Genomic DNA, 13,477 nt, shown 5'->3' on the forward strand with positions numbered 1-13,477 from the left:
TTAAGCTTTCCGTTTAACTTTGACCTTCACTTTGGTTTGCGTTTTCTCTTGCAGCCCGCCGTGTCAGTGGGTGCGCATTATAGGGAGATTTAAGATTGGTGCAAGCGTTTTTTGTAAAAAAATACGAAACACAGCCTAATCGTTCAAAAATAAGACAACCCGTGCGATCAGCACAAAAAAGCCTGCTTTTTATATCAAAAAGCAGGCTTCCTTAATTCTTGCTTATTCTAATGTACTTTTTAATTAGAATTTATATTCAATACCTAATCCTAGGTAATCTTCTTCAGTGCCAGCATCTTCATCAACAGAAGAATAGAAAGCGTAAAGTTTTGCTGCTTTTGCAAGCTTGTGGTCAATACCAATGCTGATACCATCTACGTCTTTTGACGCTGCGGCATCAAAGTCAATCATTTGATATTGCACTTTAAGTGTATTTGCACCAAAGCTATAAGCTGCGTTTAATAAGAAACCATCTGCAGTACCTGTTCCATCTACTTTTTCTTGCTTTTGGTACATCGCACCTAACTTCAGGTCATCTGTTGCTTTGTATTGGCCAGACAAACGTAATGCATCATAGCCTTTTACTTCACTGTCACCAGCAAGTGCTAAATAGAACTTAGACTTTTTAAGTTTAGCGTCACCGTATGTAACTGCACCTGAATATCCGTTTTCACCGTCTGTTGCATCTTCAGCGATAAAAGTACCTAGAACTTTAAAACCATTATAGCTAGCTGATTTAAACGAAAGAGAATCTCCTAAGCGGTTTTCACCTTTCCAGATATTTTTAATATCAGCTTCTAAATCGTTGAATAGGTCCATTTTGCCTTGAGACTGTTTAAATGCAGTGTCATTGCGGCCAATCACCACTTCACCGAATTTACCTTTCAGACCTACATACTGATTACGAGCAGTGATATTGTCATCGTCACCTTTCGAATCTGCATCAGAAACGTCTACTTGAAATTCTAACTTGTATATAACCTCAAGTCCTGAATTTAGTTTTTCAGAACCTTTAAAACCAAAACGTGAAGCATTGCTTTTTACTTCAGTAAATGAACCGTCACCTTCGTCAGAAGATTGTACAGAAAGGTTTGCTTTACCATATACATCAACATCGGCATGAGCATTCAAAGATAGACCACTAAGAATCGAGAGTAATAATGCTGATTTGGTTAGTTTCATGTGTATTTCCTCAATATCGCAACACGTAATTTTTTAGACAGGCGCAGTCTGCCAGCTATAAGTGACAGAAATATTACACACAAAATAAAAATGACATTTAATTGAAACTGAAATTTCAGCTTTGTGTCATAAATAGGTAATTATAATTAAAACAACATGATTAAATTACTCTGCAATAGAGGCTAATAGATTTACGACTGTTTCTATATGCTCCAACTGCTCATTCCCTTTATGATAAGCAACAAACACTTCCCGAAAACTTTGCGAAACGGCCTCAACAAGAAACAGCTTTTGCTCTTCTATTAGATCCGCAGCTAACATTTTAGGTAAGTAAGCTGAACCACCACATTGTAAAATAAGCTCCAAGGCAATACGCCCAGTATTAGTACGAAAATAAGGCGGTCCAGCTCCTTCGCATTGCTTTGCATGCCATAGCGAAAAAGAAGTTCCCCAATCTACATAAACATACTGTTTGCCAAAAAAGTCATCTCTATTTGTATAATTAAAAGTACTGACTGGAATTATAGACAAATTTTTAACTTGTCTAACGATTAATTCATCAACTTTTGGTGGGTCAAAAAGTACAGCAATATCCAGTGTGCGCTCTAACAAAAGTCTGACACTCTCTTGATGAGCTTTTACTTCGGCAACTAGTGATACCTCTGGTATTGATGAAATAACTTGATTAATACCAAAATGTAAATATGCATCCCAAATATTTGGCGTTCCCGCCAACGAAAGTTGCTGTTGCCGATTGTTAGCCAAGGCCACATCTAACCGCGCTCTCTGCATTGCGGTCAACAGCATTTTAGCATGAGGGAGTAATCGTTCTCCTGCTGCGGTTAGTTGGATATTGTTTCGCTGTCGGGTGAATAAACTTACTCCGAGGTTTTGTTCCAATTGCCGAATCCTAAAACTCACAGCAGACTGAGTAATGTATAAGTTTTCTGCAGCGCGTCCAAAATGACGGGTTTTTGAAACTTCGACAAAAGTTTTTAATAGTTCTTTGTCCATCACCCTACCTTTTAATAAAAAATATTCGTTTAAAAAAGCAGCTGCGTTAGTTCATACTTTTCCAAACAATGTGAGGAAACCATCATGGATATGACTATAGCCGAACTAAAAGAAGCTTTTGCTGCATCTAAGCCTTTTTATGATGATGCAAACTTCCCCCGAGGATTCTCTCGAAGTGGACACTTTACGTTACTTGAATCGGAGCTATTGCAGCAGCATGGACAGCTTCTGTTGAGTTTATACAAACAAAAGTACCCGCCAACCAACTCTCTTCAACAGCAATTTGTAGACACCTTCATCCAACATAAAAGCCCCTCCAATCAGATGGAGAAAATATGGTCAAAGTACTTAGATTTGACTACTCGGAAACATAAAATCCACACTTTGAGCAGCCAAAAGCCGTTCACAAAAAGCCATAGTGTAGCCGAACAACCTGAAGTCGAAGCCAGTTTAGAATAATACTTTAGATTTAACGTCAATCAGCCTCTTTTAGATCAAACCCACGCCTGTAGGCGGGTTGACGTTATCAACAGAGATATTAAACAGAGAATTGCCCTAGTGAATCTTATAATCATCATTGCTTTTTTCATGCTTTCAGTTAAAACTGAAGTAAAGAAAAGCTGTTAAGGTTGAGCATGTGTTGAGAAAGGTGCTGATAATAGAAGACACTCCAACTATCGCAAAAGTTCAGAAACATATTGCCAGCTCCGTCGGTTATGATGTTGACGTTGCAACCACTTTAGAGAGCGCAAAGCGACTGATAAACGAGCACAATTATTTTTGTGCTGTTGTAGATTTTGTTTTGCCTGACGCCTCGAATGGGGAGGCGATCCCATATACGGTTAAAGCCAATATTCCAACAATAGTTATGACAGGTAACCTCGAATCCAGCACACGAGATACTGTGGATAAATACCCTGTTATTGACTACATCACCAAAGAAAACAAGCAAGCTTATCAATATTTAAAAAGACAGTTACAGCGTCTGCCACGTAATGAGCAGGTTAAAGTACTAGTTGTCGACGACTCGGCAGCTACAAGGCGACATATTAGTTCATTGTTGCAACGCCATAAATATCAAGTATACGTCGCTGAGGATGGTATAAAAGCCTTGGCTACGCTAAACGAAAACCCAGACATTGATGTCATCATTACTGACAACGAAATGCCTAACATGCGTGGAGAGGAGCTCTGTGCAGAGATTAGGCGATTGTATAGTAACGATGATAAGGCCATTATTGGTATCTCTGGTACAGACAATGCCTATTTATCCGCTAGGTTTTTGAAAAGTGGTGCCAACGATTACTTGCGTAAACCGTTTAACCCAGAAGAGTTTTATTGTCGTCTAAGCCAAAACGTAGATATGTTGGAAAATATCGCCACGATTAGACGTCAAGCGAATACCGACTATTTAACACAACTACCTAATCGACGATACTTCTTTGAGCATGCGAGCAAACAGCTCACGATGAATAGCAGGCAAAATCATGGCTGTATGCTCGCCATGATCGATATCGACTTTTTTAAAAAAATCAACGACCAACATGGCCACGATGCTGGTGATAAAGTGCTCCAGTCGATAGGGGAGTGTTTCGAAAAGTTTTTTGAACATGATCTGTATGCAAGGTTAGGTGGGGAAGAATTTGCAGTCCTATTTCGATCTCAAGATAGAGAAAAAAACGCGCAACAATTAGAGCACTTTAGACTCTATTTGGAGAAAAACAGTAGCTCACTGACGCCGTACCACATCCCATTTACAGTTTCTATTGGTGTTGCAGACAAGGGGGTCGAAAGCATAGACCCACTAATTAAAATCGCTGACGAAAATCTCTATAAAGCAAAGGAATCTGGTCGCAATCAAATCGCCTTCTGACCTTATATAAGGCAGAAGGCTATGTTATCTGCACTAGAACGAGATCAATTGGCATTAACTAATTTTGATTGACTCGCTTTCCAAGAGTCGATACTAAATAAAATTAAAGCACCCCATATAAAGACAAAAGTGACCGCCCTTTCAATATCAAATGACTCTCCGTAAAAGGTTACTGCCAACATGAACATTAAGCTTGGCCCAATATACTGGAAAAAGCCCAATGTTGAATAAGGAAGCCTTTTCGCTGCTGCTGTAAAACTCAGTAATGGTAATGTGGTCACGACACCAGCTGCAATTAACAACATATTTAAGTCGATGTCATTCAAAAGCATATTACTGGTTGAACTCGGCGCCATCATTAGCCAATAGGCACCTGCCAATGGCAACAAAATAACCGATTCGATCAGTAGGCCCGGTAAAGACTCAACAGCCATTTTCTTTCTCAGCAGTCCATAAATTGCAAAGGAACAAGCGAGCGATAGCGCAATATATGGAAAAGACCCAAAACTAATTAATTGGATCACGACCCCAGTAGAAGCCAGTAACACTGCTATTTTTTGGCCTGTTCGAAGCGTTTCAGATAAAAATAACATACCCAAAAGAACGTTAAGTAACGGGTTAATGTAATAACCTAGGCTCGCATCAAGCATATATCCATTGTTTACGGCCCAGATAAATAGACCCCAATTGAAACCTAGTAGCAATGCCGTGACCACTAACATCAATAAAAGTTTAGGGTTCACCAAGATAGCGTATACTTTACGCCAATTGTTGCGCAGCGCAATCACAGCAACAACAAACACAACAGACCAAACGACTCGATGTACCAAAATTTCGAGCGCTTCAACTTGTTCTATAGACTTGAAATAAATTGGTGCCAAGCCCCACATAATGAAAGCAAGGATGGCATATATATAGCCTTGCCTCGCGTTAGTATCCCCTGCCATTTCACTCCCCTATTCACCCAGATGCGAAGAAGGCGAGCATTATACAGATATAATACTGCATCTCCATTTTACTGTGCCATTGCAATAACGCGTCAGCATTGCGATGTTTACAATAGTGTATCGAACTGCTGCCACCGATATTCCCCCTGTACAATATCATTGTCATTAATGGCTAATAGCCAACATTGACTAAAACTCCCTCAACTCGCATTAAGAATAATCATTAAAGGAAGACAATTACATCAAAACCCTCTAAAATGCGCGCAATGGACACTCTTGCAACTCAACAATCATTGACTCCCCAATCTGTACTAAAAGAATTTTTTGGTTACACCACTTTTCGCGCGGGACAACAGGACGCGATAGAAGCATGCCTTGCTGGCCGTGATAGCTTAGTGTTACTGCCCACAGGAGGCGGGAAGTCTTTATGCTACCAGGTTCCGGCACTGATGTTACAAGGTGTCACAATCGTAGTTTCGCCACTTATTTCTTTAATGCAGGATCAAGTCGCGCAATTACAAGCTCAAGGAATTGCAGCTGAGTTTGTTAATAACAGTGTAGAGTGGCAACAACAGCAACAAATCTATCAGCGTTTACACAACGGCGAAATTAAAATGCTCTATGTTGCTCCTGAAAAGGTGTTACAAAGAGAATTTATCGATCGCCTTCAAAGTTTGCCTTTATCATTATTTGCAATTGATGAAGCCCACTGTGTCTCACATTGGGGTCATGACTTTAGGCCGCACTATTGTAGGCTGAGCGAACTAAAACAATTATTTCCTCATGTTCCTACCATTGCGCTTACAGCAACCGCTGATATGGCCACGCGCAATGACATTATTTCGCAACTCAACTTGAATGATCCATTCGTTCACACTGGCAGCTTCGATCGCCCAAATATTCGCTATACCATTGAAGAGAAATTCAAACCGCTTTCGCAGCTCATGCGATATTTAAAAACACAAAAAGGCCAAAGCGGTATTATTTACTGCTCAAGCCGCCGGCGTGTTGATGAGATAGCCGAAAAGCTCTCTGAAGGTGGGTTTAATGCAGCTGCTTACCACGCAGGTATGGACAATGAACAGCGCCAGTTTGTGCAAAATGCGTTCGCGCGTGATGACGTTCAAATTGTTGTCGCAACCGTTGCATTTGGTATGGGGATCAATAAGCCCAACGTCAGGTTTGTATTACATTATGACATTCCCAAAAGTATAGAGTCCTATTATCAGGAAACAGGTCGTGCCGGACGTGATGGACTGGCAGCGGAAGCTATTATGTACTTTGACCCAGCGGATATAGGTAGAGTGAGACGCTTTTTCGAAGATATCCCTGATGAGCAAAGACGTAAGGTGGAGCAACAAAGATTTAATGCAATGGCGAACTTTGCGGAAGCACAGACCTGCCGCAGACAAATTTTACTCAATTATTTTAGCGAGTATCAGCGAGAACCTTGTGGCAACTGCGATATTTGTTTGAACCCTCCTAAACACTTCGATGCGACTATCGTTGCACAAAAAGCGCTGTCTTGTGTATATCGTGCCGAGCAACGTTTTGGGCTGGGGTATATTGTCGATCTACTGCGTGGTGCAAACACTGCACGCATACGCGATAACCAACATCATAATTTAAGTACCTACGGTATAGGTAAAGATCAAAGCAATGAATACTGGTTGAGTGTGCTTAGACAGCTTATTCATCACGGCTTGTTGGCTCAAGATATTACTCAAGGGGCTACTTTAAAACTGACTGAGGCAGCCCGTGCAGTACTTAAAGGTGAATATACGTTAAATTTAGCTGAACCTAGATTACAAGCAAGCCACGTATACCAAGATAAACTTGCACAATTTAATTATGATAGGAAGCTATTTGCTAAGCTGCGCAGTTTACGTAAGGAGCTCGCAGATCAAGATGATGTGCCACCTTATGTGGTATTCAATGACAAAACGCTGGCAGAAATGGCACAGCAAATGCCAACCGAAGACAGTGCTTTTCTTAAAGTATCAGGTGTCGGTTTTACAAAATTAACTAAGTATGGTGCTCCCTTTATGCAGCTGATCCGTAATTATTTAGCCGCAGAGTAAGTCGAGGAATCTATGACCAATATAAAATTACTGAGCGACAAAAGTACCTTACAAGTCATACCCAGCGTATTTCCAGATAGCGATGAATTTCAATTGTGGGGAAGTATATTTCTCACGATGGATGCCCTTACCACACTCGAATTTAACGAAGGTGCAGATCGCCACCAGTGGCGCTTTAATTACCAACATCAATCGTTTTGTCTTAATTTCGAATACTATAGCGAGAGCATTTGGATCTCACCTGAAGGGGTTGAAGCTACACAGCTGATCCCAAGCCTGCATACTTACCTTAGATTAAATTTACAACAATAATATAGACTTGCCGAAGCATGTATGCCTAACATAAGCCATACTAATAATAATAGTAGCGTTAGGCATACACATGGTGATATCTAGGTTTTGCTTCTTTGTTTTTTTGGCCACATCAATTATTGGTGTTGCAACACCTACTCATGCAAATGAGCAAACGGCAACTCCTGTTAGTTGCTCGAATGCTTCTTACGATACTCATAACAATTACAGCCAAGAATTAAGTACAGAACATACCTTGCCCAAAAAAAACGGTGGGAAGATAAGCTCTATTGAATTACACCAGCTCAATGTATTTGATACATCTTTGCCTGAAGAAGATAATGCGCTGTTTAGATTCGCTAATGAGGCACACATAACAACGAAACCAGAAGTTATTAAAAGTGTCTTATTATTTACCGAAAACTCAGCCTACGATCCGCAATTATTAATTGAATCAGAGCGTTTATTACGACAGCAATCCTATTTGTACGATGCTCGAATATTCGCCGAAGAAAATTGCCACGGTGATATTACGGTCACCGTCGTCACCCGTGATCTTTGGACTCTCTTGCCCGACCTCAGCTTTAGCCGTAGCGGGGGGGAGAACTCAAGCCGCATAGGGTTTCGCGAAAGTAACCTATTTGGATATGGCAAGCGCCTCTCCCTCACACATATTGAAGATGCAGACAGAAGCGGCTATTTATTTGTATACGACGACCCTAATATCTTATCTTCTCGATATCAAGGCCGAATTGAATATTCAGATAATGACGACGGAGAACGCCACTACATCGGCGTAGATTATCCTTTTTTCTCGACGCGTACTCCCGTTAGCTATGGCTTCCTAAACTTTGCCAATAAACGCATTGAGCCCCTGTATGAAAATGGGGAAACCGTCTCGGAGTTTGAACAAGATACTGAAGTTACCCAGCTTTATTACGGCATAGCAACAGCTCAACAAGCAAACTGGACTCGCAGAGTCATCGCCGGATATAGAGATCAGACGGAATCATTTCGTGAAGTAAAAGAAACAACTTTGCCCATTGCGCAACAACGAAAACTCAGCTACCCATACGTGCAAGTGCAATGGTTAGAAACGAATTTTATCAAAGTCAAAAATTTTGACTCCATCTACAGAACAGAAGACCTGAACTTAGGTTGGAATATCAACTCGCAACTGGGTTACTCTAACGATTCTATTAGCAATGATGATTCAAGATGGATATTTAATACGACCATCAGCAAGGCTCATTATACTTCTGAAAGAAGTTTGTTTCGGGTCAACTTTGCATTCAATGGGTATTGGAACTTAGAAAAAGGTGAAAGTGAAAACCTCATTACACAATTAAACCTGGAGTATCACTTAGCGACTGGAGATTATCAATCTTGGTATTCTCAGCTCAATATAGCCCATGGCAAGCACTTGACCGAAGACAGGCAACTGACATTGGGTGGAGAAACCGGGCTAAGAGGCTTTCCTGCGAGGTACTTACAAGGCGATAGACGTATCGTGTTAAACTTAGAAAAGCGATACTACTGGGAATATGACTTACTACATTTATTTAAAGTAGGTGGAGCCGCGTATTTTGATATAGGCCGCGTAGATGGTAAAACCCTTTTCAACGTAAACCATAAGTTTTATAAAAATGTCGGGTTTGGTATTCGCATGGCACCAAGTAGAGCCAACTCAGGCTTGGTACTGCATTTAGACTTGGCTGCACCAATTGATAAACCTAGCGGTGTGGACACACTACAATGGCATTTTACTGTGAAAAACAGATTTTAACTTAACAGGAAAGCATGTTCGTAGGGCTTAACTGGCGCTCTCGACAGGGATCGAACCTGTAACTTAGCTTCCGGAGAGCCACGTGATATCCATTTCACCACGAGAGCACAGCAATTTAAGCAGCCCCATAATAATCACATCTTAAATGAAATGCCAGCCTAGTGACGTTTGTATGACTATTTATTAAACTAAGATGCGAAAAAACATCACTAACTAGACTAAAAGTCATATATTTAGCTATGATTAAAGTTCAAAAATAATAAATGTGTTTGGATTTTAGTAGCCAAGCTACCAACATCATCTTGAGGATTTGTATTATGACCCCTATGACCACTGAGCAAGTTGCTGAATTTTTAAGTGTAAAAGTGGAGCGTGTAAGGCGGCTAGCGAGAGAAAACTTGTTAGTTGCGAAGGAACATGATGAAAATGGAGAGCCTATATTCGACAAGGATGATGTTGAAAGATATAAAGAGTTAGCCAAAAGACTAGGCGGAATTTAAAAGTATCACGCCTCGTAAAACCTCACATTTACGAGGCATAAACCAAGTTGCGCTGTCGGCACCAAGATTTAAACTGCTTATCTAATATCTCCATTTCAGTATTGATATTTTTTTGTTTATACCAAGCAATACTAACCAGCAAATAAATACCTCGAAACATGTCTAACTTACGTATTGCGTGATCCGGCTTTAGGCTGCGTCGATAAAAAAAGTAACGCTCTAACAAAGCCTGCCTTTGTTTTTCGTTTAGTTGGTAGGAGCAGCAGATCGCTGCTAAATCAAAAAAGCAGTCGTTGTATTGCGCATATTCAAAATCAATAATTCGTGCACCGCTAGGTGTATTTAACACGTTACCTTGCACCAAATCATTGTGGCAAAAACAAATATCAGGTGGCAACACCGATAATTCACCAATTAAGTACTCGCCAAGCCTAGTATGCTGTAAAAAGGAAGCAGCCTCCAAGATCGCAACCTTTAAATTGAGCAGTGACGACTTTTCAACAGACAAACTATGTATACCAGATAATAACTTTGGAATTTGCTCTTCTAGACAGATAGGGGCTTCAACGGCGGTTAAAAACTCTAGCACAGCGACGTTATCTACTTTATCTAGGCATAAAATAGCTTGAGAAATTTGCTGCTGCGCCAGTGTATTTTGCGCATTCAATGCGGTTGCAGGCACTACACCGTTAAACGCTTTCAACAAACAGGGTTGGGCGTCCAGCTCAAAATAGAAGTTATGGTTACTTAGCCCTTTATCTAACTTAGAAACCTGTTCAATTAAACTACCGGGAAATAGCCTTTGTAGCACTTGCAATGCGCAGCTTATATCAAAGCTGCGCAAGTGTTTTGCCTGCTCTGTTACTATGCTCTTCGTACCACTTCATGTAACCCCAACACGCCATGAATGTATAAAAGATATATAACGCAAGTGTTGGGTAATAACCTTTTAAATAATACAGATACATAGATGCCGCATCGATCACTACCCAGTAGAGCCAGTTTTCAAGTACCTTTTTTGCCACTAAATAAGTAGTCACAACCGCAAAACAAGTTGTAAAGCTATCCAGATAAGGCAGATCGGCATGGGTGTAATTATCTGTCATATAGCCCATAAATACGGCGACACAGCCCGTTATTAAAATGATTTTCATATGCTTGGTAAATGACCAGGATACTATCTTTGATTCAGTATTTTTTTGTCCTGAACGCCACATCCACCACCCGACAAACGCCATAACCAAATAATAAAAGTGCAGCAAGGACTCCATCAAAAGCGCACCATTCCAATACATAATGGTGTATATAAATGTGCTTAAAAAAGCGGCTGGCCAACACCAAATATTTTCTCTGATTGCCAACAATAGATAAAGTATCGAGAGTGCTACAGCCAAATACTCCCAGCTAGACATAGCGGTAAAGCCAGCAAGAGTCTTAGTTATTAATTCCATTATGCCTCAGGGGATAAATCACCAGAAATAAACTTACAAACAAATACGCACTTTCCGTATTGTTCAAATGACGCTTTCATTTGAGATTGAATTACCGACATGACGAGATCAAACTCACCAAACACTTGAGTCGACATGGTATTGGTGATCACAGTTAACCCTTCATGCTCATTCAGCCTTTCAATAAAAGACTTTATAAAAGGGATATAGTCAGAATGAAGTGGGTACTTACTAATCTCTACAGAAAGCTGCATAAGATGTTCCTAATTCTCAAATTTCAAAATAGTTGCAATGCAGTTTACAGGTAAATGCAATATTTAGGTAAAATAACTTACTCGTCAGAGTTTAAGTTTGGTGCCTCTAACACAAAACTTCTCGGAAAGTAGTTGATCCAATCTTGATGATAATAAATTAAACCAGCACCGTTGAACTTTAATACGGTTGTAAATCGCCATGGTCCTAGTTGCTGACCATTGTAGGAAAAAAGATTAAAAGTGCCGCGTATAACAGCAGTACCTTGCTCTTGGGATATTATTATTTGTTCAACCGAAAAGGTCTTATTTGAGTCCAGTACATGTACTTGTTCCGCATCCCAGTTAAAGAAATCAGCTAACTGCTGCTTACTTGTTGTTTTATATCCATACAGCATATCTTCAAGCACAACGTCATCTGCATAAAATGCTAGAAACCGCGCAAAATCAGAGCGTGCTTGATAAACCTTGATATAGTTTTCCACTACTTCATTTAAGCTAGGCTCACTACTTTTTGTTTTTGTACTAGTACAACCTACTAACATGAATGTGAACATCAAACTGACAATAAACTTATACATTGTTTACCCTTAATAAGTCGTTTGACCATATTTAAACATAAAAAAAGCGCCCTTTGGCGCTTTTCTTTTCTAGGCTCCGACAATCCCTAGCGGTTTAGCTGTTTGCCAATGACCTCGGGTAAAGTCTGGAATTGATACTGACTCGCTGCGATTGGCAACTGACTGAGCTGACAATGGAGATATAACTGACCAGGCAGCCCCATCATAAACATCTTGATCTAATGGCTCACCATTTCTTAAACAGTAAATCATGCGCCAGAACATCAAAAAGTCCATACCGCCATGCCCACCATTACGCTCAGCTTCCTCTCCCATCTTCACCCATAGTGGATGATCGTATTTGCCGTACCAGTAATCCATATCCTCATCCCAATCATGAAATGAGCCTCTGCCTCCTTGCTCCAGCGCAATTCGGTTGGGGAACCCTGCAAAAACACCATTGGTCCCTTGGATCAGGTTGTGACGTGAATATGGTCTCGGTGTAGTAGTATCATGTTGGACCACAATTGAACGGCCATTTACCGTTTTGATCATGGTGGTATTCATATCGCCACAAACATAGTTCCATTGGTTACGCTGGTGCGTTTTTGGAAATTCCCTTTGCGCATAAGCGGCTCGCCCAAGTGCTGGAGAACTCATAGAAGTGAGGTAGTCAAATCTATCCCCTCGGTTGATATTCATATACTGAGATACCGGTCCAAGGCCATGAGTGGGATATAGATTACCGTCTCGTCTGGTGTGCCATTCTGTCCGCCAAGAACCCGTTTTATGCTCTAGCTCTTTCATTTGCCAGCGCAGCTCATGAATATACGCAGCTTCACCATGTAAAAGCTCACCAAACAGTCCTTGACGGACCATATTCAGCACCATCAGTTCATCGCGACCATAGTTCACATTTTCCATCATCATGCAGTTTTTCTGCGTACGCTCAGCTGTGTCGACAATCTGCCACATTTCTTCTACTGTCAATGCAAGCGGCACTTCTACGAATGCATGCTTTCCGCTCTCCATGGTGTCAATGGCCATCGGCGCATGCCACTTCCAGGGGGTAGAAATAATCACAATATCAATATCTTCACGTTCAAGCATTTCTTTATATGCAAGCTCTCCTGTCCCATACAGTGCTGGTTTTTGTAGCCCTTTGTCAGTGAGAAATTTTGCAGAACGTTCCAAAACTTCATTGTGAGTATCGCAAATAGCGACAATCTCAGCGCCTTCAATATGACTCATGCGCTTCACATGTCCATATCCTCGCTGGCCCACACCAATAAATGCAACTCGGACTACATCCATTTTAGGCACCACAAGCCCGATAACAGACTTACCTTTTGGACTGGAAGATAGTGCGCTGTTGCTATTCGATTGTGCACAACCTGCAACTACACCAGCAGCTGCAGCTACGCCTGCTGCTTTTAAAAAATGTCTTCTATTTATTTGTGTCATGAAGGATCCTAGATTACCACTTTATTCTAATTCTTAATTTCATTTTTATGCTTTCCAGTACGGCTGGGAAATCTGAA

The 13,477-nt window shown here is 40.8% G+C and carries 14 protein-coding genes and 1 tRNA gene; 6 read left to right on the plus strand and 9 right to left on the minus strand.

From position 1 onward, the window contains the following. Positions 1-243 precede the first annotated feature (243 nt). Positions 244-1,182: a porin gene (locus tag MHN81_RS00005; protein ID WP_023399944.1), complete on the minus strand. Its 939-nt coding sequence runs from the start codon at positions 1,180-1,182 to the stop codon at positions 244-246. 165 nt (positions 1,183-1,347) lie between these two features. Then, on the minus strand, positions 1,348-2,196 hold the full coding sequence (locus tag MHN81_RS00010; RefSeq protein ID WP_023399943.1) for a LysR family transcriptional regulator: 849 nt from the start codon (positions 2,194-2,196) through the stop codon (positions 1,348-1,350). Positions 2,197-2,280: 84 nt separating this feature from the next. On the opposite strand from MHN81_RS00010, the gene maoP reads away from it, so the two are divergent. Together maoP and MHN81_RS00020 are read left to right on the plus strand one after the other, a co-directional pair. Beyond that, positions 2,281-2,655 carry a DUF413 domain-containing protein gene (maoP, locus tag MHN81_RS00015; RefSeq protein WP_023399942.1) on the plus strand — a complete coding sequence of 125 codons (375 nt, stop codon included), beginning with the start codon at positions 2,281-2,283 and terminating at the stop codon, positions 2,653-2,655. Between the two features lie 178 nt (positions 2,656-2,833). Further along, positions 2,834-4,069 carry a response regulator gene (locus MHN81_RS00020; RefSeq protein ID WP_023399941.1) on the plus strand — a complete coding sequence of 412 codons (1,236 nt, stop codon included), beginning with the start codon at positions 2,834-2,836 and terminating at the stop codon, positions 4,067-4,069. Positions 4,070-4,113: 44 nt separating this feature from the next. Here MHN81_RS00020 and rarD read toward each other — a convergent pair whose 3' ends face one another. Then, on the minus strand, positions 4,114-5,016 hold the full coding sequence (rarD, locus tag MHN81_RS00025) for an EamA family transporter RarD (RefSeq protein ID WP_023399940.1): 903 nt from the start codon (positions 5,014-5,016) through the stop codon (positions 4,114-4,116). A 266-nt stretch (positions 5,017-5,282) separates the two neighbouring features. Here rarD and recQ point away from each other — a divergent pair, with 266 nt between their 5' ends. The 3 genes from recQ (at position 5,283) to MHN81_RS00040 (ending at position 9,174) form a co-directional block, all read left to right on the plus strand. Further along, entirely contained in the window at positions 5,283-7,097 is a 1,815-nt protein-coding gene (recQ, locus tag MHN81_RS00030) for a DNA helicase RecQ (RefSeq protein WP_036976516.1), read from the plus strand. 12 nt (positions 7,098-7,109) lie between these two features. Continuing rightward, on the plus strand, positions 7,110-7,409 hold the full coding sequence (locus MHN81_RS00035; protein ID WP_023399938.1) for a DUF3630 family protein: 300 nt from the start codon (positions 7,110-7,112) through the stop codon (positions 7,407-7,409). A 70-nt stretch (positions 7,410-7,479) separates the two neighbouring features. Further along, positions 7,480-9,174 (plus strand): BamA/TamA family outer membrane protein, encoded by a 1,695-nt coding sequence (locus tag MHN81_RS00040; RefSeq protein WP_023399937.1) that lies wholly within the window; start codon positions 7,480-7,482, stop codon positions 9,172-9,174. 32 nt (positions 9,175-9,206) lie between these two features. Here the strand turns inward: MHN81_RS00040 and MHN81_RS00045 are convergent. Then, positions 9,207-9,281 (minus strand) — tRNA-Arg (locus MHN81_RS00045). A 210-nt stretch (positions 9,282-9,491) separates the two neighbouring features. On the opposite strand from MHN81_RS00045, the gene MHN81_RS00050 reads away from it, so the two are divergent. Next, the gene (locus MHN81_RS00050; RefSeq protein ID WP_239424739.1) at positions 9,492-9,674 is read left to right on the plus strand and encodes a helix-turn-helix domain-containing protein; all 183 of its coding nucleotides are present in this window, start codon (positions 9,492-9,494) and stop codon (positions 9,672-9,674) included. 28 nt (positions 9,675-9,702) lie between these two features. On the opposite strand, the gene MHN81_RS00055 is transcribed toward MHN81_RS00050, so the two are convergent. The 5 genes from MHN81_RS00055 to MHN81_RS00075 form a co-directional block, all read right to left on the minus strand. Then, positions 9,703-10,518: a phosphotransferase gene (locus MHN81_RS00055; RefSeq protein ID WP_239424740.1), complete on the minus strand. Its 816-nt coding sequence runs from the start codon at positions 10,516-10,518 to the stop codon at positions 9,703-9,705. Further along, the gene (gene pnuC / locus MHN81_RS00060) at positions 10,505-11,125 is read right to left on the minus strand and encodes a nicotinamide riboside transporter PnuC (protein ID WP_023399934.1); all 621 of its coding nucleotides are present in this window, start codon (positions 11,123-11,125) and stop codon (positions 10,505-10,507) included. Before pnuC ends, MHN81_RS00055 begins: the two co-directional genes overlap by 14 nt. Continuing rightward, positions 11,125-11,379, minus strand: coding sequence for a YkoF family thiamine/hydroxymethylpyrimidine-binding protein (locus MHN81_RS00065; protein WP_023399933.1), 255 nt, complete (start codon positions 11,377-11,379; stop codon positions 11,125-11,127). Before MHN81_RS00065 ends, pnuC begins: the two co-directional genes overlap by 1 nt. Before the next feature lie 77 nt (positions 11,380-11,456). Beyond that, on the minus strand, positions 11,457-11,957 hold the full coding sequence (locus MHN81_RS00070) for a nuclear transport factor 2 family protein (protein ID WP_239424741.1): 501 nt from the start codon (positions 11,955-11,957) through the stop codon (positions 11,457-11,459). A 69-nt stretch (positions 11,958-12,026) separates the two neighbouring features. Then, a complete protein-coding gene (locus tag MHN81_RS00075) occupies positions 12,027-13,400 on the minus strand; it encodes a Gfo/Idh/MocA family oxidoreductase (RefSeq protein WP_239424742.1) in 1,374 nt (457 codons plus the stop codon). Positions 13,401-13,477 lie beyond the last annotated feature (77 nt).

Source organism: Pseudoalteromonas sp. Of7M-16 (assembly GCF_022347805.1).
GTDB classification, from domain to species: domain Bacteria; phylum Pseudomonadota; class Gammaproteobacteria; order Enterobacterales; family Alteromonadaceae; genus Pseudoalteromonas; species Pseudoalteromonas luteoviolacea_F.

Bases quoted from the DNA above. Each gene is read 5' to 3' on its own strand.
- MHN81_RS00005 (WP_023399944.1), bottom strand. From the start codon at position 1,182: ATGAAACTAACCAAATCAGCATTATTACTCTCGATTCTTAGTGGTCTA.
- MHN81_RS00010 (WP_023399943.1), bottom strand. From the start codon at position 2,196: ATGGACAAAGAACTATTAAAAACTTTTGTCGAAGTTTCAAAAACCCGT.
- maoP (WP_023399942.1), top strand. From the start codon at position 2,281: ATGGATATGACTATAGCCGAACTAAAAGAAGCTTTTGCTGCATCTAAG.
- rarD (WP_023399940.1), bottom strand. From the start codon at position 5,016: ATGGCAGGGGATACTAACGCGAGGCAAGGCTATATATATGCCATCCTT.
- recQ (WP_036976516.1), top strand. From the start codon at position 5,283: ATGGACACTCTTGCAACTCAACAATCATTGACTCCCCAATCTGTACTA.
- MHN81_RS00035 (WP_023399938.1), top strand. From the start codon at position 7,110: ATGACCAATATAAAATTACTGAGCGACAAAAGTACCTTACAAGTCATA.
- MHN81_RS00040 (WP_023399937.1), top strand. From the start codon at position 7,480: ATGGTGATATCTAGGTTTTGCTTCTTTGTTTTTTTGGCCACATCAATT.
- MHN81_RS00050 (WP_239424739.1), top strand. From the start codon at position 9,492: ATGACCCCTATGACCACTGAGCAAGTTGCTGAATTTTTAAGTGTAAAA.
- pnuC (WP_023399934.1), bottom strand. From the start codon at position 11,125: ATGGAATTAATAACTAAGACTCTTGCTGGCTTTACCGCTATGTCTAGC.
- MHN81_RS00065 (WP_023399933.1), bottom strand. From the start codon at position 11,379: ATGCAGCTTTCTGTAGAGATTAGTAAGTACCCACTTCATTCTGACTAT.
- MHN81_RS00070 (WP_239424741.1), bottom strand. From the start codon at position 11,957: ATGTATAAGTTTATTGTCAGTTTGATGTTCACATTCATGTTAGTAGGT.
- MHN81_RS00075 (WP_239424742.1), bottom strand. From the start codon at position 13,400: ATGACACAAATAAATAGAAGACATTTTTTAAAAGCAGCAGGCGTAGCT.